The organism is Brevibacterium renqingii, from assembly GCF_017808095.1.
GTDB lineage: Bacteria > Actinomycetota > Actinomycetes > Actinomycetales > Brevibacteriaceae > Brevibacterium > Brevibacterium renqingii.
Genome location: NZ_JADBHG010000003.1, coordinates 272439 through 296065 on the forward strand (window position 1 = coordinate 272439; position 23627 = coordinate 296065).

Consider the following 23627-nt stretch of genomic DNA (forward strand, 5'->3'; position numbering starts at 1 on the left):
GCACCGCACCGGGAAGGCAGCTGATGGCACAGAAGAATCGCACGACTCCGAAGTCCTCGTCCCCGCCCGGCCGCGCAGGCCTCTACGATCCGGCCCTCGAACACGATGCGTGCGGTCTCGCCCTCATCGTCCGCTATCGCGGACCGGCCGACCACGAGGTCGTCGACCAGGCTCTGACCGCTCTGCGCAGGCTCGAGCACCGAGGCGGCATCGGCTCGGACGAAGGCACCGGCGACGGAGCGGGCATCACGCTCCAGATCCCCCACGACTACTTCTGCCGAGTGCTGAGCGAACAGGGAGTCGAACTCCCGGCTGTCGGCGAGTACGCGACAGGGATCGGCTTCTTCTCCCAGGACTATCGTCGTGACCTCATCGGCACAACCGCGGCCGTGACCGCCGATGCCGCCTGCGGACTGCCCGAACCGGGCACCGACGATGGGAACGCCGAAGAGGACACCGTCCGCCGGATCGCCGCCGAAGAGGGGCTGAACGTGCTCGCCGTGCGCGATGTGCCGCACGACGAGAGCGTGCTCGGCGAGACCGCGCGCTCGACGCAGCCCCGGATGCGCCAGGTCTTCTTCGTCCTCGACGCCGACTATCCGGCCGAAGACGCCGAGGACCTCCGTCGCCGCGCCTACATCATCCGGAAGCGGCTCGATGCCGAGGGCACCTACTTCCCCTCGCTGTCACCGGCGACGATCACCTACAAAGGCATGCTCTCGACCGGGCAGCTGTCCGGCTTCTACACCGAACTGAACGACGAACGCCTGACCTCGCGGATCGCGCTCGTCCACTCGCGGTTCTCGACGAACACCTTCCCCTCCTGGCAGCTCGCGCAGCCCTTCGGCACGATCGCCCACAACGGTGAGATCAACACCGTGCGCGGCAACCGGAACTGGATGCAGGCCCGCGAGTCCCAACTCGACTCCGAGCTGCTCTCCTCACCGGTGCCGACGACCTCGAACAGCCTCGAGCGGGTGTGCCCTATCGTGCCTCCGGGTGCGTCCGACTCGGCCTCCTTCAACGCCGTACTCGAACTCTTAGTCGCCGCCGGCCGCTCGCTGCCGCAGGCGATGCTCATGATGATCCCCGAAGCCTGGGAGAACAATCCGGGCATGGGCGAATCCCGCAGAGCATTCTACGAATACCACTCCCTGCTCATGGAGCCCTGGGACGGACCCGCCTGCGTGGCCTTCACCGACGGGCGCCTGGCCGGTGCCGTGCTCGACCGCAACGGTCTGCGCCCCGCCCGCTATGTGATGACGAACGACACGGTCGTGCTCGCCAGCGAGGTCGGCGTGGTCGACGTCGACGAAGCCGAGATCGTCGCCCGAGGACGCCTGACCCCGGGACGGATGTTCCTCGTCGACACCGAGACCGAGCGGATCATCTCCGACACCGAGATCAAGAATCGGCTCTCCGCTCAACACCCCTACGCGGACTGGGTGAAGCAGAGCTCGAAGCGCCTCGAGGAGCTGCCCACCCGCGTGCACGTCAGCCACCCGCAGGCCTCGGTGCGCCGCCGGCAGCGGACATTCGGCTACACCGAGGAGGAGCTGCGCCTCCTCATCGCCCCGATGGCCGAGACAGGCGCCGAACCCCTCGGGGCGATGGGCACCGACACCGCGATCGCAGGCCTGTCCGCACGGCCCCGTCTGCTCTTCGACTACTTCCACCAGAATTTCGCGCAGGTGACGAATCCGCCGCTCGACTCGCTCCGCGAACACATCGTGACCAGTATGGCCGCCGGACTCGGACGGGAGGGCAACCTCCTCGAACACGGCCGGACCGACTCCGCGCACATCATTCTGGACCGCCCGGTCATCGACAACGACGAACTCGCCGCCATCGCCCACATCCGCGGCGACCACCTCGGCACGGCGGCCCCGCGAGCGACGGTGACCCTGTCCGGGCTCTACTCCGTCAACGCCGGAGCCGATGCCATGGAGGAACGGATCGAGGCGCTGTGCGCCGAGGCGAGCGCCGCCGTCGCCGCAGGCGTCGTGTTCATCGTGGTCAGCGACCGTGAGTCCACAGCCGATCTCGCGCCGATCCCCTCCCTCCTGCTCACCTCCGCCCTCCACCACCATCTCGTGCGTCAGCGCACGCGGACCCGGGTGAGCATCGTCGTCGAGGCCGGAGACGTCCGCGAGGTCCACCATGCGGCCACGCTCGTGGCGTTCGGCGCCTCCGCGGTCAACCCCTATCTGCTCATGGAGTCCGCCGAAGAGCTCGTGCGGGCCGACCGGATCCGCGGGATCACCGAGACCGCGGCGGTTGCGAACGTGCTCACCGCGCTCAACAAAGGCATGCTCAAGATCATGTCGAAGATGGGCATCTCGACAGTGCGGTCCTACCACGGAGCGCAGACCTTCGAGGCGGTCGGACTGGCCGCCGAACTCGTCGACCGCCACTTCACCTCGACGCCGCATCAGCTCGGCGGCAAGACCATCGCAGACATCGCCGCGGACAACTCGGCCAGGCACGCCGATGCCTACCGCGACGACCATCCGAAGCCGGCCCACCGGCCGCTGCGCGGCGGCGGGGAATACCAGTGGCGCCGGGAGGGCCCGGGCCACCTGTTCAGCCCGGAGACGATCTTCAAGCTCCAGCACGCGACGGCGACGAAGCGCTTCGACATCTTCTCCGAGTACACGGCGGCGATCGACGAGCAGTCGCGGGAGCTGATGACCCTGCGCGGTCTGTTCGAACTCGTGCCCGGAGACTCGGGTCCGATCGACATCTCCGAGGTCGAACCGGCCGAAGCGATCATGCGCCGTTTCTCGACCGGGGCGATGAGCTACGGCTCGATCTCACGCGAGGCTCACGAGACGCTGGCGATCGCGATGAATCGGATCGGCGGGAAGTCGAACACCGGCGAGGGCGGGGAAGACGCCGACCGGCTGGTCGACCCCGAGCGGCGTTCGGCGATCAAGCAGATCGCCTCCGGACGCTTCGGGGTGACCAGCCACTACCTCACCGAAGCCGACGATCTGCAGATCAAGATGGCGCAGGGAGCAAAACCCGGGGAAGGCGGACAGCTTCCGGGGGAGAAGGTCTACCCCTGGATCGCGAAGACCCGTCACGCGACCCCCGGAGTGGGCCTGATCTCTCCGCCGCCGCACCACGACATCTACTCGATCGAGGATCTCGCCCAGCTGATCCACGACCTCGGCCGGGCCAACGCCCGAGCCCGGGTCCACGTCAAACTCGTCTCCGCGATCGGTGTGGGCACCGTCGCGGCGGGGGTGGCGAAGGCCGGAGCCGACGTCGTCCTCATCTCCGGTCATGACGGCGGCACGGGAGCGAGCCCGCTCGGCTCGCTCAAGCATGCCGGAACCCCATGGGAGCTGGGCTTGGCCGAGGCGCAGCAGACGCTCGTGCTCAACGGTCTCCGCGATCGAGTGAGCGTCCAGGTCGACGGTCAGCTCAAGACCGGTCGCGACGTCATTATCGCCGCTCTGCTCGGCGCCGAGGAATTCGGGTTCGCGACCACCGCGCTCGTCGTCTCCGGCTGCATCATGATGCGCGTCTGCCACAAGGACACCTGTCCCGTCGGGATCGCCACCCAGAACCCGGTGCTGCGCGAGCGCTACCGAGGCCAGGCCGATCACGTCGTGAACTTCTTCACCTTCATCGCCGAGGAAGTGCGCGGCCACCTCGCACAACTGGGCTTCCGCACCCTCGACGAGGCGATCGGGGCCGTGGAGCGTCTGCGCATCGATGAGGAACGGGCCGCCGCCACCGGCCTCCACCTCGATCTCCAGTCGATCCTCACCGTCCCCGCCGACCCCTCGGGGTCGACGACCGGAGCGCGCAAAGGCTCCGGTCCGGTGACCCGCGACTTCGCCGGAGAGCTCGATCCCCGGCTGCTCGAACAGGCCGCCGAGGCGATCGCCACCGGCAGGCCGGTGACGATCAGTTCGAGGATCGAGAACACCGACCGATCGGTCGGCACGCTGCTCGGCCATCACGTCACCCGGTCGCACGCCGCACGCGGACTGTCCGAGGACACGATCCGCCTCGAACTGGGCGGCACGGCCGGCCAGTCGCTCGGCGCCTACCTGCCCAAGGGTGTGAGCATCTGCCTGTCCGGAGACGCCAATGACTACGTCGGCAAGGGCCTGTCCGGCGGCATCATCAGCGTCCGTCCCGGCGAGCTCAGCCGGACCCGACCCGAACACGACGTGATCGCCGGCAATGTGCTCGGCTACGGAGCCACCTCGGGCAGGCTCTTCGTCTGCGGCCAGGTGGGGGAGCGGTTCCTGGTCCGCAACTCGGGTGCCGAGGCCGTCGTCGAAGGGATCGGCGACCACGGCCTGGAGTACATGACCGGGGGCGTGGCCGTCATCCTCGGCGCAACCGGACGGAACTTCGCAGCCGGCATGTCCGGCGGAACCGCCTACGTCCTCGACTTCAATCCTGCCCGGCTCAATCCCGACGAGCGCGCGGCAGGCGTGTTCCGGTTCACCGGAGTCGGCGTCGACGACATGACGGTCCTCGAGCGCCTCCTCGGCGAACACCTCGACCGGACGGGCTCGCCTCTGGCGGACGAACTCCTCGAGGGGCTCCGCCGCGGCGAGGACGTCCTCTCCCGCTTCACGAAGATCATTCCCGTCGCCTACCAAGCCGTCCGCGACATCCAGGCCGATCTCGCCGCCGCCGGGCACGAGCCCGACTCCGAGGCCGTCTGGAACACCATTCTGGAGGTCACCCATGGCTGATCCGCACGGATTCCTCACCGTCACCGACCGTGAGCTGCCGAAGCGGCGACCCGTTCCGATCCGGCTGATGGACTTTCGTGAGGTCCACGAAGAAGGCGACCCCGAGCAGCTGCGCCGCCAGGCGTCTCGCTGCATGGACTGCGGTGTGCCCTTCTGCCATCAGGGGTGCCCCCTGGGCAATCTCATCCCGGAATTCAACGACGCGATGCACCGCGGCGAGCTCTCGCGCGCCGTGGAACTCCTGCACGCGACGAACAACTTCCCGGAATTCACCGGCCGGGCCTGTCCGGCCCCGTGTGAGAGCGCTTGTGTGCTCGGCATCAACCAACCGCCGGTGACGATCAAACAGGTCGAGGTCAGCATCGTCGACCAGGGTTTCGCCGCGGGCCTCATCGCCCCGGAGATCCCTGACCGGATCTCCGGGCATACCGTGGCCGTCATCGGCTCCGGACCTGCGGGACTCGCCTGCGCCCAGCAGCTGACTCGGGCCGGACACACGGTCGTCGTCTACGAACGCGACGAGCGCCTGGGCGGGCTCCTGCGCTACGGGATCCCCGATTTCAAACTCGAGAAGCACCACATCGACCGCCGGCTCGAACAGATGCGGGCCGAGGGCACACGCTTCGAGACCGCGGTCGAGATCGGCGCGGAACTCACGCTCGAGGACGTCCGAGCTCGCTTCGACGCCGTCGTCGTGTGCACCGGTGCGACGGTGCCGCGGGACATGCCCGTGCCCGGACGGGAACTCGCAGGCGTCGAATTCGCCATGGACTACCTCGTGCCCTCGAACAGGGCGCAGGCAGGTGAGGACTCCGTTCCGGGTATCGACGCGGCGGGCAGACATGTCATCATCATCGGCGGCGGCGACACGGGCGCCGACTGCCTCGGCACGGCCCTGCGACAGAAGGCCGCCTCGGTGACGACCCTGGCGATCGGGGACAAGCCTCCCACCGAACGCAGCGAGAGCGATCCCTGGCCGACGGTTCCGCGGATCTTCGAGGTCCAGACCTCGCACGAGGAGGGAGGCGTCCGGCGCTACCTGGCCTCGACCACGGGTTTCGTCGGCGACCGGAACTCAGCGGTCCGCGGCATCGAGGTATCCGAGACGCAGTTCCTCGACGGACGCCGGATCCCGACCCCGGGCACAGAACACGTGCTCAAAGCCGATCTCGTCCTGCTGGCCCTCGGCTTCTCCGGCCCCGAATCCGAAGCGCTCGGCCTCGACCTCGATGAGTCAGGAGCCTTCTGCCGCGACGACTCCTTTCAGACCGCGACCGCCGGTGTCTTCGTCGCCGGAGACGCCGGCCGCGGCCAGTCGCTCATCGTCTGGGGGATCGCGGAGGGACGTGCCGCGGCCGCCGAGGTCGACCGGTACCTCACCGGATCGACGCGGCTGCCTGCCCCCGTCACCCCGCGTGACATCGGGTTCAAGTAAGATGAAAAATGTCGAACATTGAGACGCTGGCACACTGAGGTGCCGGCAGCCGAACGAGAACGCATCCCGGCGGACGAGTCGAAGCCGTCGTCGCGATGCAGGTAGGGTGGAGTGCATGAGGCGTGCAAAGATAGTCGCAACTTTAGGTCCGAACCAGAATTCCTACGAAGAGATCCGCGCACTCGTCGATGAAGGAGTCGACGTCGCGCGATTCAACCTCAGCCACGGAACCCGAGACGAACACGAGGAGAAGTTCGCATGGGTCCGACAGGCGGCCCTCGACACCGGACGGGCGGTCGCCGTGCTGCTCGACCTGCAGGGGCCGAAGATCCGCGTGGGCACCTTCGCCAACGGCAAGGAGGAGCTCACCGAAGGATCCGCCTTCACGATCACCAGCCGTGATGTGTCCGGCACCGCCGAAATCGTGAGCACGACGCTTCCGACCCTGGCCGAGGACGTCTCCGTCGGCGATCCGCTGCTCATCGACGACGGGCGCCTGCGCCTGCGCGCCACCGAGGTCACCGACACCGAGGTGGTCACCGAGGTGGAGATCGGCGGAACCATCTCCAACCACAAGGGCATCAACCTGCCCGGCGTGCCGGTGTCCGTCCCGGCCCTGTCGGAGAAGGACATCGACGACCTCAAGTGGGGGCTGCAGCTCGGCTTCGACTGGGTCGCGCTGTCCTTCGTCCGCAGCCCGGAGGACATGGACGATGTGCGCGCCGTCATGGACGAGGTCGGGATCACCGCGCCCGTCATCGCCAAGCTCGAGAAGCCTCAGGCCGTCGACCGGCTCGATGAGGTCATCGACGCATTCGACGGCATCATGGTCGCCCGGGGAGACCTCGGAGTCGAGCTGCCGCTCGAGCAGGTCCCGATCGTGCAGAAGCGCGCTGTCGAGATCGCGCGTCAGCAGGCGAAGCCGGTCATCGTGGCCACGCAGATGCTCGAGACCATGATCGAAGCCTCGCGCCCCACCCGGGCCGAGGCCAGTGACTGCGCGAACGCCGTCCTCGACGGCGCCGATGCGCTCATGCTCTCCGGGGAGACGTCGGTCGGCGCCCACTGGGTCGAGGCGATCCGGACGATGAGTCGGATCATCGGCTCCACCGAGGAGCACGGTCTCGACCGGATTCCGCCGCTGGGCACTGTGCCGCATACGAAGGGCGGAGCGGTGACCGCGGCGGCCGTACAGATTGCTCAGCAACTCGACATCGACTTGCTGTGCACGTTCTCACAGACCGGTGATTCGGTGCGCCGGATGTCGCGTCTGCGCCCGGCCTGGCCGATCCTCGGCTTCACCCCCGACGCGCAGGTCCGCCATCAGCTGGCCCTGACCTGGGGAGTGCGGCCGTATCTCGTCAAGCCGGTGCGGCACACCGACCAGATGGCCAGGCAGGTCGACGCGGTCCTGCTCGCCGACGGCACCGCTCGCGAAGGGGACCAGAGCATCCTCGTGGCCGGTTCTCCTCCTGGGATCCCCGGCTCGACGAACGCCCTGCGCATCCATTCCATCGGCGATGCCGCCAAGGGCGTCACGGCCGCCTACCAGGACGCCTCGGACTCCGAGGAGGACCCGCTGGCCGGATACGGGGTCGTTCCCGAATCCCCGATCACCCGTGAGGTCCCGATCGTCCGGGAGGGCGGCTCGCCCCGGCACTGAGCCCGCGAGAGTCGACGACGCCGGCGGCGTCCGATCCGAATCAGGGTCGGGCGCCGCCGGTTTGCGCATGCGGCGCAGCTCACACGGATTTGCGGAATTTCCAGAATTGCTCAACAGTTGTTCCTGTCGAACACTCCCCGCAGCAGAACGCGGGAAGGAACAGCTAGGAGAGTTATCACATGAGACTGCCCGCATGGAGCAAGTCATTCGGAGTGCAGGTGACCATCGCACTCATCGCCGGTGTCATCCTCGGGCTCATCGCGCGGTCATGGGGTCCGGTCAGCGGAACCGAAGACAACTGGCTCGGGCAGACGCTCGACACCATCGGATCGTCCTATGTGACTCTCCTCAAGGCCGCTGTGGTCCCACTGGTCATCACCGCGATCATCGCGAGCATCGGCAATCTGCGCAAGGTCACCAATGCCGCCCGACTCGCCGTGTCGACCCTGCTGTGGTTCGCGCTCACCGCCCTCATTGCCGTGCTCATCGGCCTCATCCTCGGCGTCGTCATCCAACCGGGCGCGCACGCCGATGCCACCTCACTGAGCGGATCCGCTCCGGATTCGCAGGGCAGCTGGATCGGTTTCCTCACCGGGCTGGTGCCGGTGAACTTCCTCGGACTCGAAGTGGCCACCTCGGCCGATGAAGCCGGAGGCCTGAGCTCCGAAGTCGACTTCAACATCCTCCAGCTCATCATCGTCTCGGGTGCCATCGGCATCGCCGCCGTCAAGGTCGGCAAGGCCGCGGAACCGTTCCTCGAGTTCACCGAGGCGGCCCTGGCCGTGGTGCAGAAGGTCGTGTGGTGGATCGTGCGCATCGCCCCGATCGGCACCCTGGGCCTGATCGGCAATGCGGTGAACTCCTACGGCTGGTCGACGATGGGTTCGCTGCTGTGGTTCGTCGTGGCCGTCTACATGGGACTGGCCATCGTGTTCTTCGGCGTCTATCCGGCACTGGCCAAGGCCAATGGTCTCTCGGTCCGGCAGTACTTCTCCGGTGTGTGGCCCGCCACTCAGATGGGATTCGTCTCCCGGTCCTCGATCGGGACGATGCCCGTGACGCAGAAGGTCGCGACCGACAACTTCGGTGTGCCGCAGAGCTATGCGGCCTTCGCCGTGCCCTTCGGCTCGACGACGAAGATGGACGGCTGCGCCGCGATCTATCCGGCCATCGCCGCGGTGTTCGTCGCGCAGTTCTTCGGCGTCGACCTTTCACTCATCCAGTACCTGCTCATCATCTTCGTCGCGGTCATCGGATCGGCGGCGACGGCGGGCACCACCGGCGCCACCGTGATGCTCACGCTCACGCTGTCGACTCTGGGCCTGCCTCTCGAGGGCGTCGGCCTGCTGCTGGCGATCGAGCCGATCGTCGACATGGGCCGGACAGCGCTCAACGTCTCCGGTCAGGCGCTCATCCCGGCCATCGTGGCCAAGCGGCATGAGATCCTGGATGTCGAACGCTTTGATGCGCAGCGCATCAACGGCTACGTTCCGGTCGAGGAGGAGGCCGAGACCGAGGAGGCGATCGCCGCAGAAGGCGCCGCACGCGAACCCGTCGGCGAAGCCGCCGTCGGCCGGATGCGCGACTGAGTCGGAGCCCGGGTCGAACGCGACCCGGTGACAGCCGGGCCGGCATGAGCGTCTCGTTCATGCCGGTCAGCGTGTCTGACACCCGCGGTCTGCGCGGTGAGGACGACCGGACTGTCGGGATCTGCGGCTCCCTCGCCTGTGCTCCTGCGAGCCGCCGCCCAGTCGAGCACTGTTTGTGGTCAGCGCACCGAGGAAATGGCCGCGATTCGGCGGATTCTCCTCGGTTCCGTGACCACAGACGGCGCAGGGAGCGTGCAGGAACCCCCGCGGGCGCGAGGGGCGGAGGAGTGCTGAGTGCTGCGGGCGCGAGAAACGGGGGAAGTGCTGAGTGCTGCGGGAAAGCGGCGCAGAACTCGCGCGAAGACGACTGAGCCGCGACCTGGTCGAGGCCGCGGCTCAGGGGTCCGTACCGGATGCGGGACTCGAACCCGCACGTCTTTCGACAATGCATTTTGAGTGCACCGCGTCTACCGATTCCGCCAATCCGGCTCGCACCGGCGCCCGCTCGAAGGCCGCCACGCGACGAGGATGATTCTACTGCCAGGCGCCTGGGATTGCACAATCCGGCCGGCTGCAGCAGTGCGCCGGTGGCCGTGGTCACCGGTGGTGGCCACCCTCACAGAAGAAACTTTCCCGCCCGCTGGTCAGGAGGAGCCGGGCCTGGTCTAGACTGGTGCCGTGCTTTCAAACAGCGAACAGTCAACTGCAGATGAGTCCGTGCCGGTCCGCCGCGTCGTCGTGGCCGAAGACGAGGCAGTGATTCGTCTCGATATCGTAGAAATGCTGCGCGAGGTCGGCTACGACGTCGTCGGCGAGGCCGCCGACGGCGAGTCCGCCATCCGCCTGGCCGAGGAGCTCCGTCCCGATCTCGTCGTCATGGACATCAAGATGCCCATTCTCGACGGCATCTCCGCGGCCGAGCGCATCGCCCGCGCCCGCATCGCCCCGGTCGTGCTGCTCACCGCGTTCTCGCAGAAGGAACTCGTCGAGCGCGCCCGTGACGCCGGCGCGATGGCCTATGTGGTCAAGCCGTTCACCTCGGCCGATCTCATTCCGGCGCTCGAGATCGCGCTCTCGCGCCATGCGGAGATCAGCTCCCTCGAATCCGAGATCTCCGATCTCACCGAGCGCTTCGAGACCCGCAAGCTCGTCGAACGGGCCAAGAGCCTGCTTCAGACCTCTATGGGTCTGAGCGAGCCCGAGGCCTTCCGCTGGATCCAGAAGACCTCCATGGATCGGCGACTGACCATGCGCGAGGTCGCGGAGACCGTTCTCAATCAGATCGGCTCGAAGAAGTAGCCCGCCCTACGTCCGTCGAGGGCCCTGACTGCTCAGCAGTCGGGGCCCTCCTTCATCGGCTGGCGCCGCGCGTCCACCATCGTGGTCGGTCGGCCGCCGCAGCCGTCGCCGGTGCCTCGGCCGCCGCAGCCGTCGCCGGTGCCTCGGCCGCCGGCTACTTCGCTTCGGTCCTGAGGATCATATTCGTGATCCGCACGATCGAGAGCAGGCGCTCCGACGCGTCCGTCATCCTCACTTCGTGCGAGACGATCGTGCGTCCCTGGTGGAGCACCTCGGCGCGGCCGGTGACGACGCCCTCACGAGTCGCACGCAGATGCGTGGCGTTGAGGTCGACGCCGACGACGCCCTTCCCGCCCGAGAGCAGGTAGGAGTGCATCGAGGCCAACGACTCGGCGAGCACGACATGAGCCCCGCCGTGGAAGAGTCCCATCGGCTGAGTATTGCCCTGCACAGGAGCGGTGGCGGTGAGATGACCGTGACCGAGCTCGACGAACTCGATGCCCATCTTCCCCGCCAGGTCACCACCCGCTCCCGGTGAGCGCAGCTGCTCGAGCAGCCGCTCGATCTGGTCGGCGGGTGTGTGCGAGGTCAGGGAAACTTCGGGACGCAGCATCGGTTCTCCTTCGAGTCAGGTTCGAACGCTAGGCTATGCCATGTGAGTCACTCAAACGAATCCCTCCTGCTCATCGACGGACACTCCCTTGCCTACCGGGCCTTCCACGCCCTCCCGGTGGAGAACTTCTCCACCAGCACGGGGCAGACGACGAATGCCATCTACGGCTTCATCTCGATGCTCATCAACGTCCTCCGCGACGAAGCACCGAGCCATGTCGCGGTCGCCTTCGACCTCGGACGGCAGACGTTCCGCCTCGAGGAGTATGCCGAATACAAGGCCGGTCGGGCCAAGACGCCGCCGGAGTTCCACTCCCAGATCGACCTCATCAAGGACATCGTGCTCGCCATGGGCATCACGGTCGTGACGAAGGAGGGGTTCGAAGCCGATGACGCATTGGCGACCATGACGCGCATCGGCACCGAAGCCGGCGCAGCCGTGGCAGTGATGAGCGGGGACAAGGACTCCTTCCAACTCGCATCCGAAACGGTGACGATCCTCTATCCCAAGCGCGGAGTCAGCGACCTCAACCGGATGACGCCCGCGGCCATCGAGGAGAAGTACGGCGTCAGTCCCGCGAACTACCGGGGGCTGGCAGCGCTCGTCGGTGAGAAGGCCGACAACCTGCCCGGAGTCCCCGGCGTGGGGGACAAGACCGCGGCGAAGTGGATCGCCGCTCACGGGGACCTGCGCGGGGTCCTCGACAACGCCGATTCGATCGGCGGGAAGGTCGGGCAGAAGCTGCGCGACCACCTCGCCGAGGTGGAGCGGAACTTCCGTCTCAACCGTCTCCTCGACGACGTCGACCTCGGGCTGAGCTTCGACGATCTCGGCTGGGGCGAGGGCGATCCCGCAGAACTGTCCAGCCTGTTCGACCAGCTCGAGTTCCAAGCCCTGGGCAAGCGACTGGCCGCCGTCTTCCCGGACGCCGCCGAGACCGAAGACACGCCGGCCCGCGAAACCGCTGTCGAGTCCGTCAGCGTCGACACATTGCTGGCGAACATCGCCGACCACGACGTGCTGGCGCTCGACTCCGACGCGCGGTTCGAGCTCGGCCACGGCGACGCGCGTGTCCTCGCGGTCTCCGCCGAACCCGCTCAGGCCTGGGTCGTCGACCTCGCCGAGGCGAGCGAAGCATCGATCATCGAGCTCGGCGCCGCCCTGGCCCGACGCTCGCTGATCCTCCACAGTGCGAAGCTGCAGATCAAGGCCTGGGAGTCGATCGGCCTCTCAGTGACCGACATCGGCGGGGACACAGCACTCGCCGCCTACCTCCTCGTTCCCGACGCCCGCTCCTACGAACTCGGACAGATCGCCTCCGAGCGCGCCGGAATCGACCTCAGCGAACCCGCGGCCGATTCGGGGCAGCTCGCGCTCGACCTCGACTCCGATGCGGCTGTGAGCACGCACGGGCAGCGCGCCGCAGCGCTGCTCGAAGTCCACGATGTGCTGGCGAAGGCCGTCGAGGATGCGAACATGACCCGGGTCTACCGCGAGATCGAACTGCCGCTCGTGCCGGTGCTCGCTCGAATGGAGCTCAGAGGCATCGCCGTCGACGAGGACGGCCTGTCCGGCCTGATCGGGGAATTCACCCGGCAGGCCGAGGCCAGCGCACAGCAGGCTTACGAGGCGATCGGCCATGAGGTCAACCTCGGATCGCCGAAACAGCTGCAGGCCGTGCTCTTCGACGAACTCGATATGCCCAAGACGAAGCGCACGAAGACGGGTTACACGACCGACGCCGATGCGCTGGCCGAACTCTTCGTCAAGACCGAGCACCCCTTCCTCCAGCACCTCCTGGCGTACCGGGACTCTACGAAGCTCAAGCAGACCGTCGTCGGACTGCTCAAGACCGTCGCCGACGACGGCCGCATCCACACGACCTACCAGCAGACGGTCGCCGCCACCGGTCGGCTGTCCTCGCTCGACCCGAACCTGCAGAACATCCCCGTCCGCACCGAATCCGGTCGTCGCATCCGAGAGATCTTCATCGCCGATCCCGGCGTCACAGGAGGTCGCCTGCTCACAGCCGACTACTCGCAGATCGAGATGCGCATCATGGCGCATCTGTCAGGCGACGCCGCACTCATCCAGGCATTCAAGGACGGCGAGGACCTGCACTCCTACGTCGGGTCGAAGGTGTTCGGCGTCGGCATCGACGAGGTGGACTCCGAGATGCGTTCGAAGGTCAAGGCGATGTCGTATGGCCTCGTCTACGGCCTCTCCGCCTACGGGCTCTCCAGACAGCTGGCGATCGGCGTCGACGAGGCCAAGGGTCTCATGGAGCAGTACTTCGAACGCTTCGGTGCGGTCAAGGACTATCTCGACGAGATCGTCGAGCAGGCCCGGGCGAACGGATACACGGAGACCATCATGGGACGTCGGCGCTACCTGCCGGCTCTGCACAGCGATCGACGACAGCTGCGGGACATGGCCGAGCGGGCGGCGCTCAACGCTCCGATCCAGGGTTCGGCCGCGGACATCATGAAGATCGCCATGCTCAAGGTCGCCGACCGGCTCGAGAGTCTGCGCTCCCCGATGCTCCTGCAGGTCCATGACGAGATCATCGTCGACCTCCACCCGGAGGAAGTCGACGAGGTGACGGCGATCGTCACCGAGGAGATGGGGACGGCCTTCGAACTCGACGTGCCGCTCGACGTCAACGTCGGCACCGGAATCTCCTGGCACGCCGCCGCCCACTGAGCCCAGCGCCGGCGAGTCCTCAGTCCTTGTGCAGCGTGGTCGAGAAGATCACAGTGCCCGGCATGAGGGCTCCGCGCAGCGGCGACCACCCGCCCCAGGCGGTGTGGTTGCCCTCGGGCCATTCGGGTTCGGTCACCGAGTCGATGGTGAATCCGGCGCTCACGAGCAGGCGGACCCAGTCGCTCATCGTCCGATGGTGTTCGGCGTAGACGGGCTGACCGGCCGATGACAGTTCGACGTACGGGGTGCGGTCGAAGTACGAGTACTCCACCGTCAGGCCGGCCTCGCCGGGCACATCCGGGAACATCCAGCGCATCGGATGCGTGGTCGAGAAGACCCAGTGCCCGCCGGGACGCACGACACGGGCGACCTCCGCGAACACCACCTCGGCGTCCTTGACGAAGGGAAGCGCGCCGTAGGAGGAGAAGGCGACATCGAAGCTGTTCGACGCGAACGGCAGCTGGCGGGCATCGGCGAGGAGGAACGTCGGGGGAGTGGCCGCGGAGCTCAGGGGATGCTCCCGCTGCAGGCGTGATGCCTGTTCGAGCATGCCGGCCGAGACATCGACGCCGGTGGTGATGGCGCCCTGCTCGGCGAGCCACCGGGAGCACTGGCCGGCACCGCAGCCGACCTCCAGGACCTGCCGGCGGTCGACATCGCCGAGGAGGCGGACGTCGGACTCGTGAATTCCCTCCGGACACCAGATGAAATCCGAGGCTCCGAGGAACGTGCCGTGCTCGGCCAGGTACTCCTCTGCGGAATTGTCCCAATAGCTGCGATTGGCCCGGACAGAGGCCTCTTCGTCGATCGGCAGATACCCGCCGCTGATGACCTCGGCTCCGTCGGTTCCCTCGCTCATCGTTCCTCCGTAGCCGCGGGTGCTGAAAAATCGGATCCTCGGCGTGCATTCACGCCCGTGTTGGTGCTAGCATTGACAACCGTATGCGCCTGTGCATGCAAGTCCAAATTCGCAATCGAGACCGGATCCGTCAACTGCGGCAAGACTTACTGACCTGCCGACAGAGTACCGGATCTGGACCAATATTCCATCGGAGTCCCTACCTATATGACCACCACCACGCCGGAATCGGTGCAACCGAAGCAGGTCGCTGTCAACGACATCGGAACCGCTGAGGATTTTCTCGCCGCCGTCGACGAGACCATCAAGTACTTCAACGATGGTGACATCGTCGAAGGAACCGTCGTCAAGGTTGACCGCGACGAGGTCCTCGTTGACATCGGATACAAGACGGAAGGCGTCATCCTCGCACGCGAGCTTTCCATCAAGCACGATGTCGATCCCGGCGAAGTCGTCGAGGTCGGGGACGAGATCGAAGCCCTCGTGCTCCAGAAGGAGGACAAAGAGGGTCGTCTCATGCTGTCGAAGAAGCGTGCTCAGTACGAGCGCGCCTGGGGCGACATCGAGAAGATCAAGGAAGATGACGGCGTCGTCACCGGCACCGTCATCGAGGTCGTCAAGGGCGGCCTGATCGTCGACATCGGACTGCGCGGCTTCCTGCCCGCTTCCCTGGTCGAGATGCGTCGCGTCCGCGACCTCGCTCCCTACATCGGCCAGCAGGTCGAGGCCAAGATCATCGAGCTCGACAAGAACCGCAACAATGTGGTCCTCTCGCGTCGTGCCTGGCTCGAGCAGACCCAGTCGGCCGTCCGCCACGACTTCCTGCAGACCCTGCAGAAGGGCCAGGTCCGTCCCGGTGTCGTGTCCTCCATCGTCAACTTCGGTGCCTTCGTCGACCTCGGTGGTGTCGACGGACTCGTCCACGTCTCCGAACTGTCGTGGAAGCACATCGATCACCCGGGTGAGGTCGTCACCGTGGGCGACGAGGTCACCGTCGAGGTCCTCGACGTCGACATGGACCGCGAGCGCGTCTCGCTCTCGCTCAAGGCCACCCAGGAAGATCCCTGGCAGCACTTCGCCCGCACCCACGTCATCGGACAGATCGTGCCCGGCAAGGTCACCAAGCTCGTTCCCTTCGGCGCATTCGTGCGCGTCGAGGACGGCATCGAAGGCCTCGTCCACATCTCCGAGCTGGCTGTGCGCCACGTGGATCTGCCCGAGCAGGTCGTCTCGGTCGACGAGACCATCTACGTCAAGGTCATTGACATCGACCTCGAACGCCGCCGCATCTCGCTGTCGCTGAAGCAGGCCAACGAGGGCGTCGATCCCGAGGCCGAGGAGTTCCTCGACCCCGCTCTCTACGGCATGCCGCAGGAGTACGACGAGGACGGCAACTACAAGTACCCCGAGGGCTTCGACCCCGAGACCAACGAATGGGTCGAGGGCTACGAGGCTCAGCGCGAGGCCTGGGAGCAGCAGTACGCCGCCGCTCAGGAACGCTGGGAAGAGCACAAGAAGCAGGTCGCCAAGGCCATCGCAGCGGACGCCGAGGCCTCCGCAGCCGATGCCGTCGGTTCTGCCGATGCCGCTCCGGCCACCGGTTCGTACTCCTCGGAAGAGGCGGGCGACGAAGGTACGCTGGCCAGCGACGAAGCTCTCGCAGCCCTGCGTGAGAAGCTTGCAGGCAGCTGATAGCAGCCATCACAGGGGCTCCCGGTCGGAAGGCCGGGAGCCCTTTGTGTATGCCCCCACGTCCGGCACGCCGCTGCAGAGGCTGCGCCCCTGGCTGTGGTTCACGGTGCTGCTGTCCCTGGTCAGCCTCACCGTGTTCGGCTCCGTCGCGGCACGCCCCGGCGAGGTGGTCGTCGCCGACAACGATGACACCTCCCTCTTCGTGTGGTGGCTCGGACACGGTGCTCAGGTGCTTGCCGACCGCCTCGGCTTCGGACACGGCGAAACCGGCGGTCTCCTATTCACGGACTCGATGAATGCGCTCGGCGGAGGAGTCAACGGCGCGTGGAACACCTCGATGGTCGGCATCGCCCTTCTCCTCGCCCCTCTCACCTGGCTGGCGGGTCCGATCGTCAGCTACAACCTGCTCATCCTCACGATCCCGGTCCTGAACAGCCTGGCCGTCGCGGTGCTCTTCCGCCGCTTCCTCCACCGGCTTCCGGCCTTCATCGCCGCCGGCGGAGTCGGCTTCTCGAGCTACGTCATCGCACAGCTCGGCGGCCACCCGAATCTCGCGTTCGCCGTCACACCGCCCCTGACCGCCGCGGCGATCCTCGCCCTCCTCGGCCTCGGCGGCTCCGGTCGCGGGCAGGCCGACACCCGGTTCGATTCCGCCCGCGGGGCCGGGCAGTCGGCGAGCACCTCCCGTTCCTTCGCATCGTCCGTGCTCTGGCGCAGTCGCCGTGTGTGGTCGATCGGCCTCAGCTTCGGCCTGCTGCTCGGCTTCCAGTTCTATGTCTCCACCGAGGTGCTGGCCGGGACCTTCCTCGCGGCTCTCTGCTTCCTCCTCTGCCTCGCAGCATTCGCCCGCCGAACGCTGACCATGCACTCGTGGATGAAGCTGGGATCGGGCTCGCTCATCGCCGGAGCGGTGGCACTGCTCTGCGCGGCGCCGCTGCTCAAGACCATGACCGGGGCGAACGCGCCCGCGGGGACGCTGCGTCCCCACGGCGTCTGGAACACCGATCTGCTCGACCCCGTCCTGCCCGCGGCCCCCGCCTGGCTGAGTGCAGGGGTCTCCCCGCTGCCGCGCGTGATGGACATCGACCCCGCCGAACTCGGCGCATACGTCGGCGTGCCCGCACTGCTGGCCGCGGTCGTCATCCTCATCGGCCTCGGCCGCCGCTCCCGGCACCGCTCGGCCCTGCGCATCGCGGCCGCGACAGGCCTCCTCGTCTTCTCCCTCGCCTTGGGCTCGCCGATCCTCCTCGGCGGGCGCGTGATCGCCGGGACCGGGCCCTTCGCCCTCATCGAAGCCGTCCCCGTGCTCAACAACATCCTGCCCATGAGACTGGTCCTCCACTCGACCATCGCCCTCTTCGCCGTCCTCGGCATCGGGCTCGACTGGGCGTGGGCCCACCGTCGGCTGCTGCGTGCCCGACTGCTGATCGGGCTGCTCGTGCTCGCCGCCGTATGCGTCGTCCCCGGTCCCCAGACCGCGCGCGGGGTGACGGTGCCCGAGTTCTACACAGAATCCGTCGCCGAGGTGATCCCGCCCGGATCCACCGTCAAGACCCTGCCCCGTCCGCTGGCCTGGGCCGAACCGCATGCCGACGAGGCGATGGTGTGGCAGGCGGTGAGCGGCTTCCGCTACCGGGAGACCGGCGGCTACTTCATCGGTTCCGGCGCGGACGCCCCCGTGATCTATTCCGCCCCCGAGGACAGCCTCGACGCTTTGCTCCACGCGTCCGTCTTCGACGGCGCGGATCTGCCCGACCCGAAGAGCCCCGAGACCGCCGCGGCGATCGCGGACCTGCGCGCGGCGGGAGTCGACTTCATCGTGCTGGTGCCCGAGGCCCCGCTTCTGCCCGGCGGGGAGGGAGCCTACGCGCAATTCCTCGATGAGGCAGTCGGAGATCCGGAATTCGCCGACGAGGGCGTGCTGGTCTACCGGCTCGGTCAGTAGGATGAGCCCATGCTGAGAATCGGTCTCACCGGCGGAATCGGCGCCGGCAAGTCAACCGTGTCCGAGATGCTCGTCGAACACGGGGCAGTGCTCATCGACGCCGACAGGATCGCGCGCGAAGTCGTCGCTCCCGGCGAGCCGCTGCTGCCCCGACTGGCCGAGGCCTTCGGCCCGGAGATCATCGACGCCGAGGGAGGACTCGATCGGGTCCGACTCGCAGCAGCGGCCTTCGCCGACGCCGCGAGCACGGCCAGGCTCAACGGGCTCATGCACCCGGCGATCAGGGACCGCACGGCCGCACACTTCGCCCGACATGCCGAGGCTGCGATCGTCGTCCACGACGTCCCGCTGCTCGTCGAGAACTCGATGACGCCCGCCTACCATCTCAACCTCCTCGTCGACGTGCCCGCCGAAGTGCGGCTGCGCAGGCTGATGGACTCCCGCGGCATGGATCGCGATGATGCGGAAGCGCGGATCACCCGCCAAGCCGAAGACTGGCAACGACGAGCGGCATGCGATGTCATCATCGACAATTCGGGTCCGATCGAGTCCACCCGCGACAGAGTCCGCGAGCTCATCGACGACCGGATCGGGCCCTTCGCCGCGAACCTGTCCCAGCGGCGTCCGGCTCCGCGCGGCCGGCTCGAGCTCACTGACCCCGCGGACAAGGACTGGGCTGGTGAGGCCGAGCGGGTGATGGCGAAGCTGAGGCACGGAACCGACGCGGAGTTCGCCGTCGAGCACATCGGCTCGACCTCGGTGCCGGGCCTTCCGGCCAAGGACGTCGTGGACCTCCAGCTCCTCGTGCCTGATCTCGCGACTGCAGAACGGCTTGCGCCCCGCCTGGCAGAGCTCGGGTACCCGGGTGGGGAACTGGCCGACCACCTCGGCGAGGGCGGGTCCGAGGGCAAATGGTTCCACAAGAATTCGGACCCGGGCCGCGCAGTCAACCTCCACGTGCGCACCGAGGGCTCCGTCGGTGCCCGCTTCGCCCGAGCCTTCCGGAGCCTGCTGCGCACCGATGCAGGGGAGAGGGAGCGCTACCTCGAGCTCAAACGCGAGCTCATCGAACGGATCGGCGAAGCGACGGACACGGAGGCGGAGACGACGAATGCCTATGCCGACGCGAAGGAGCCGTACTTCCTCCGGATGCGTCAGCGGCTGGTGCCGGAGAGCTTCGCCTGACCGAGTCCGGAGATCGCGACTGCCCAATGTCAGGGCCGAGGGTTAGTGTGGGGATATGAGCTCAGCACGCCCCCTGCCCGCGATCGGCCACCGTCCCGACGTCACCCGAGAGGTGGCGCCCTTCGAGGTCGTCTCCGAATACTCGCCCTCCGGCGACCAGCCGACTGCGATCCAGGAGATCTCCGAACGGCTCGACGCGGGGGAGAGAGACATCGTGCTGCTCGGCGCCACCGGCACGGGCAAGTCCGCGACGACCGCGTGGCTGATCGAGCAGGTCCAACGTCCCACCCTCATCATGGCTCCGAACAAGACATTGGCCGCGCAGCTGGCCAATGAGTTCCGTCAGCTGCTGCCGCACAACGCGGTCGAGTACTTCGTCTCCTACTACGACTACTACCAGCCCGAAGCGTATGTGCCGCAGACGGACACCTTCATCGAGAAGGACTCCTCGATCAACGACGAGGTCGAGCGGCTCCGCCACTCGGCGACGAACTCGCTGCTGACGAGGCGCGATGTCGTCGTCGTCTCGACGGTCTCATGCATCTACGGCCTCGGCACCCCCGAGGAGTACGTCGACCGGATGGTCACCCTGCACAAGGGCGACGAGTGCGACCGCGACGAGCTCCTCAAACGCTTCGTGTCCATGCAGTACGCCCGCAACGACATGGCCTTCACCCGCGGCACCTTCCGCGTCCGCGGAGATACCGTCGAGATCATCCCGCAGTACGAGGAGCTGGCCCTGCGGATCGAGTTCTTCGGCGACGAGATCGAAAGTCTGCAGACGCTGCACCCGCTGACCGGTGAGATCGTGCGCGACGAGGACACCATCCATGTGTTCCCGGCCAGCCACTACGTCGCCGGTGAGAACCGGATGGCCACGGCCATCAGCGGCATCGAAGAGGAACTCCAGCACAGGCTGAGCGAATTCGAGTCGCAGAACAAGCTCCTCGAGGCCCAGCGGCTGAAGATGCGCACGAGCTACGACCTCGAGATGATGGAGTCGATGGGCTTCACCTCCGGCATCGAGAATTACTCACGTCACATCGACGGCCGTGACCCCGGATCGGCGCCGAACTGTCTGCTCGACTACTTCCCGGAAGACTTCCTGCTCGTCGTCGACGAGTCCCATGTCACCGTCCCGCAGATCGGCGGCATGTACGAGGGCGACATGTCTCGCAAACGCACACTCGTCGAACACGGATTCCGTCTGCCCAGCGCCATGGACAACAGGCCCCTGAAGTTCGACGAGTTCCGCGAACGCGTCGGCCAGACCGTCTACCTGTCGGCCACGCCCGGCAACTTCGAGCTCGGAAACTCCAACGGCTACGTCCAGCAGATCATTCGGCCCACCGGACTCGTCGATCCGGAGATCAAGGTCAAACCGACGAAGGGACAGATCGACGACCTGCTCGACGAGATCAGAACCAGGGTCGATGCGAACGAACGTGTGCTCGTGACCACCCTGACGAAGAAGATGGCCGAGGATCTCACCGACTATCTGCTCGAACACGAGATCCGCGTCCAGTACCTCCACTCGGACGTCGACACCCTCCGTCGCGTCGAACTGCTCACGGAACTGCGCGCCGGCGAGTTCGACGTCCTCGTCGGGATCAACCTGCTGCGCGAGGGCCTCGACCTGCCCGAAGTGTCCCTCGTGGCCATCCTCGACGCCGACAAGGAGGGCTTCCTCCGGTCCTCGACCTCGCTCATCCAGACGATCGGGCGTGCCGCCCGCAACCTGCACGGACAGGTGCACATGTACGCCGATACGATCACCGACTCGATGCGCACGGCTATCGACGAGACCGATCGCAGGCGCGCGATCCAGATCGCCTACAACGAGGAACACGGCATCGATCCGACGCCGCTGGTCAAACGGATCGCCGACATCACCGAACGGCTGCAGCGCGAGGACGAGGACACCCGCGAGCTGCTCACCGAGTTCGACTACGGAAAGGGCAAGCGCGGCTACAATTCGACGCTGAGCGACGAACAGCGAGAAGCCGCGAACAAGTCGGGATCGCTGCGGCCGCCGGCAGCCGATCTCACCGAGCTCATCGAATCGCTGACCTCGCAGATGCACTCGGCGGCCGCCGAACTGCAGTTCGAGCTCGCCGCGCGGCTGCGCGATGAACTCTCCGAGCTCAAACAGGAACTGCGGCAGATGAAGGAAGCCGGCCACGCCTGAGCGGGGAGCCGCCCGCGGGCGGCAGCGAGCATCGGGCCGCGGGGCGCCCGTGTAGACTGGAGCGCCGGAGGGGAGTATCCCAAAAGCTCCGAGCCCGTCATCACGATCTTGTCTTGGATCCGGGTTCGGGCGCGGTCGAATCACGCCGCGGGAGAGACTTTCGAATTGCCCAGCCGTGCTCGACACGCACGGACAACAGCGAAAGGCTTCCATGACAACCGAATTGCCATTGTGGTTCGAGACCGGTTCACTCATCGTTCTCGTCCTGATCCTCGTGGCCGATCTCCTGCTGGTGATCAAGCGACCGCACATCCCATCGATGCGCGAAGCCACACTCTGGGTGAGCTTCTACGTCACGCTCGCTCTTCTCTTCGCCGTAGCCATGTACTTCTTCGCGGACGGGGAGCACGCAGGCCAGTTCCTCGCCGGCTGGCTCACCGAATACAGCCTGAGCATCGACAACCTCTTCGTCTTCGTCATCATCATGACCCGGTTCAAGGTGCCTCGCCAGTATCAGCAGGAAGTGCTGATGGTGGGCATCATCATCGCCCTGGTCTTCCGCGGTGTGTTCATCCTCGCCGGATCTGTCGTCATCAACCTCTTCATCTCCGTGTTCTACCTCTTCGGCATCTTCCTGCTGTGGACGGCATGGAACCAGGCTTTCGGCAGCGAAGAGGACAACGATGAGGACAACCGCTTCGTCAGATGGCTCAAGGGGCGGGTGAACATCTCCGATGACTTCGACGGCAACAAGCTCAAGACGACGATCGACGGGCAGAAGCACTTCACCCCGATGCTGCTGGTCTTCATCGCCATCGGCACCACCGATGTGATGTTCGCCCTCGACTCCATTCCGGCGATCTTCGGCATCACCCAGAGCCCCTTCATCGTGTTCACCGCGAACATCTTCGCCCTGATGGGTCTGCGTCAGCTCTACTTCCTCCTCGGCGGCCTCCTCGACCGTCTCATCTACCTCAAGTACGGCATCGCCGCGATCCTGGCGTTCATCGGAGTCAAGCTCATCCTCCACGCCGCGCACGAGAACAACCTTCCGTTCATCAACGGCGGGGAGAAGCTCGAATGGGTCCCCGACGTCAGCACCGGCATGTCTCTGGCCGTCATCGTCGGGTGCATGGCGGTGGCGACGGTCGCCAGCCTCATCGCCATGAAGCGCGGTCACCAGGAGGTCCACTTCGGTCAGGTGGAACACGAGCAGCACCACTCGGTGCCGGGCGCGATGGAGGAAAGCCCCGACCACGACGACCCGGACCTGGGCCGGACGACGAAGGAGCCCGGCTCCCCACAGGAACCGGACTCCGAGTAGCTCCGTCCGCGCGCACCGGAGCAGCCGGTGTGCGCGATTCGCGGCCGATCTGCGGATCGGCCGCGAGTCAGTCTGTCGAGAAGGGTCCGAAGACGGGAGTCCACTCCCGGATCGCCGTCTCCTCGATGACACCGAGCGAGGCGTAGGGGTCGCCGGTGAGCAGCCGCTCGATCTCGTCCCGGTCACCCGCCCGCATGAGCAGCAGACCGCCCGGCTGCGGATCCGAGTCCAGGGGGCCCGAAGCCAGGATGGTCCCGGCCTCGTTCATCTCCGACTGCCAGCGGCGATGCGCGGGCCGGTGCTCCATTCGCGTTTCGGTATCGGGACCATAGACATAGGTGACGGCGAAGACCGGCATATGTGACTCCTCGGGGTCGAGCAATAGGATGGAACCAGTCTAATCGGAAA

Annotated in this window: 14 protein-coding genes and 1 tRNA gene; 11 read left to right on the plus strand and 4 right to left on the minus strand. The window is 66.6% G+C overall.

The genetic code is table 11. The annotated features are described in order from the left end of the window. Positions 1-23 precede the first annotated feature (23 nt). The 4 genes from gltB to IIE29_RS08680 all read left to right on the plus strand — a co-directional run bounded on the left by gltB (position 24) and on the right by IIE29_RS08680 (position 9411). Positions 24-4724 carry a glutamate synthase large subunit gene (gltB, locus tag IIE29_RS08665; RefSeq protein ID WP_209324835.1) on the plus strand — a complete coding sequence of 1567 codons (4701 nt, stop codon included), beginning with the start codon at positions 24-26 and terminating at the stop codon, positions 4722-4724. Continuing rightward, positions 4717-6159: a glutamate synthase subunit beta gene (locus tag IIE29_RS08670; protein WP_209324836.1), complete on the plus strand. Its 1443-nt coding sequence runs from the start codon at positions 4717-4719 to the stop codon at positions 6157-6159. Before gltB ends, IIE29_RS08670 begins: the two co-directional genes overlap by 8 nt. 115 nt (positions 6160-6274) lie before the next feature. After that, positions 6275-7822, plus strand: coding sequence for a pyruvate kinase (gene pyk, locus IIE29_RS08675; protein ID WP_209324837.1), 1548 nt, complete (start codon positions 6275-6277; stop codon positions 7820-7822). A gap of 179 nt (positions 7823-8001) precedes the next feature. Next, positions 8002-9411 (plus strand): dicarboxylate/amino acid:cation symporter, encoded by a 1410-nt coding sequence (locus IIE29_RS08680; protein WP_209324838.1) that lies wholly within the window; start codon positions 8002-8004, stop codon positions 9409-9411. Between the two features lie 407 nt (positions 9412-9818). Here IIE29_RS08680 and IIE29_RS08685 read toward each other — a convergent pair. After that, positions 9819-9900 (minus strand) — tRNA-Leu (locus tag IIE29_RS08685). A 189-nt stretch (positions 9901-10089) separates the two neighbouring features. Between IIE29_RS08685 and IIE29_RS08690 the strand changes: the two genes are divergently transcribed. After that, a complete protein-coding gene (locus tag IIE29_RS08690) occupies positions 10090-10710 on the plus strand; it encodes an ANTAR domain-containing response regulator (RefSeq protein WP_425491447.1) in 621 nt (206 codons plus the stop codon). A gap of 154 nt (positions 10711-10864) precedes the next feature. Here IIE29_RS08690 and IIE29_RS08695 read toward each other — a convergent pair whose 3' ends face one another. Next, the gene (locus IIE29_RS08695; RefSeq protein WP_209324839.1) at positions 10865-11323 is read right to left on the minus strand and encodes a PaaI family thioesterase; all 459 of its coding nucleotides are present in this window, start codon (positions 11321-11323) and stop codon (positions 10865-10867) included. A 42-nt stretch (positions 11324-11365) separates the two neighbouring features. Here IIE29_RS08695 and polA point away from each other — a divergent pair, with 42 nt between their 5' ends. Beyond that, a complete protein-coding gene (polA, locus tag IIE29_RS08700) occupies positions 11366-14026 on the plus strand; it encodes a DNA polymerase I (protein WP_209324840.1) in 2661 nt (886 codons plus the stop codon). Positions 14027-14045: 19 nt separating this feature from the next. Here polA and IIE29_RS08705 read toward each other — a convergent pair whose 3' ends face one another. Continuing rightward, positions 14046-14885 carry a class I SAM-dependent methyltransferase gene (locus IIE29_RS08705; protein ID WP_209324841.1) on the minus strand — a complete coding sequence of 280 codons (840 nt, stop codon included), beginning with the start codon at positions 14883-14885 and terminating at the stop codon, positions 14046-14048. A 207-nt stretch (positions 14886-15092) separates the two neighbouring features. Here IIE29_RS08705 and rpsA point away from each other — a divergent pair, with 207 nt between their 5' ends. From rpsA to IIE29_RS08730, 5 genes are all read left to right on the plus strand, one after another. After that, on the plus strand, positions 15093-16577 hold the full coding sequence (gene rpsA / locus IIE29_RS08710) for a 30S ribosomal protein S1 (protein WP_209324842.1): 1485 nt from the start codon (positions 15093-15095) through the stop codon (positions 16575-16577). Between the two features lie 46 nt (positions 16578-16623). Next, a complete protein-coding gene (locus IIE29_RS08715; protein WP_343071852.1) occupies positions 16624-18522 on the plus strand; it encodes a hypothetical protein in 1899 nt (632 codons plus the stop codon). Between the two features lie 9 nt (positions 18523-18531). Then, positions 18532-19707, plus strand: a complete 1176-nt coding sequence (coaE, locus tag IIE29_RS08720; RefSeq protein WP_209324843.1) for a dephospho-CoA kinase — start codon at positions 18532-18534, stop codon at positions 19705-19707. A 55-nt stretch (positions 19708-19762) separates the two neighbouring features. Next, on the plus strand, positions 19763-21895 hold the full coding sequence (uvrB, locus tag IIE29_RS08725; protein WP_246475831.1) for an excinuclease ABC subunit UvrB: 2133 nt from the start codon (positions 19763-19765) through the stop codon (positions 21893-21895). A 211-nt stretch (positions 21896-22106) separates the two neighbouring features. Next, the gene (locus tag IIE29_RS08730) at positions 22107-23219 is read left to right on the plus strand and encodes a TerC family protein (protein ID WP_209324844.1); all 1113 of its coding nucleotides are present in this window, start codon (positions 22107-22109) and stop codon (positions 23217-23219) included. Positions 23220-23286: 67 nt separating this feature from the next. Here the strand turns inward: IIE29_RS08730 and IIE29_RS08735 are convergent, their stop codons facing one another. Continuing rightward, positions 23287-23577: a YciI family protein gene (locus tag IIE29_RS08735; protein WP_209324845.1), complete on the minus strand. Its 291-nt coding sequence runs from the start codon at positions 23575-23577 to the stop codon at positions 23287-23289. Positions 23578-23627 lie beyond the last annotated feature (50 nt).

Coding starts and splice junctions, on each gene's coding strand:
- gltB (WP_209324835.1), top strand. CDS start 24: ATGGCACAGAAGAATCGCACGACTCCGAAGTCCTCGTCCCCGCCCGGC.
- IIE29_RS08670 (WP_209324836.1), top strand. CDS start 4,717: ATGGCTGATCCGCACGGATTCCTCACCGTCACCGACCGTGAGCTGCCG.
- pyk (WP_209324837.1), top strand. CDS start 6,275: ATGAGGCGTGCAAAGATAGTCGCAACTTTAGGTCCGAACCAGAATTCC.
- IIE29_RS08680 (WP_209324838.1), top strand. CDS start 8,002: ATGAGACTGCCCGCATGGAGCAAGTCATTCGGAGTGCAGGTGACCATC.
- IIE29_RS08695 (WP_209324839.1), bottom strand. CDS start 11,323: ATGCTGCGTCCCGAAGTTTCCCTGACCTCGCACACACCCGCCGACCAG.
- IIE29_RS08705 (WP_209324841.1), bottom strand. CDS start 14,885: ATGAGCGAGGGAACCGACGGAGCCGAGGTCATCAGCGGCGGGTATCTG.
- rpsA (WP_209324842.1), top strand. CDS start 15,093: ATGACCACCACCACGCCGGAATCGGTGCAACCGAAGCAGGTCGCTGTC.
- coaE (WP_209324843.1), top strand. CDS start 18,532: ATGCTGAGAATCGGTCTCACCGGCGGAATCGGCGCCGGCAAGTCAACC.
- uvrB (WP_246475831.1), top strand. CDS start 19,763: ATGAGCTCAGCACGCCCCCTGCCCGCGATCGGCCACCGTCCCGACGTC.
- IIE29_RS08730 (WP_209324844.1), top strand. CDS start 22,107: ATGACAACCGAATTGCCATTGTGGTTCGAGACCGGTTCACTCATCGTT.
- IIE29_RS08735 (WP_209324845.1), bottom strand. CDS start 23,577: ATGCCGGTCTTCGCCGTCACCTATGTCTATGGTCCCGATACCGAAACG.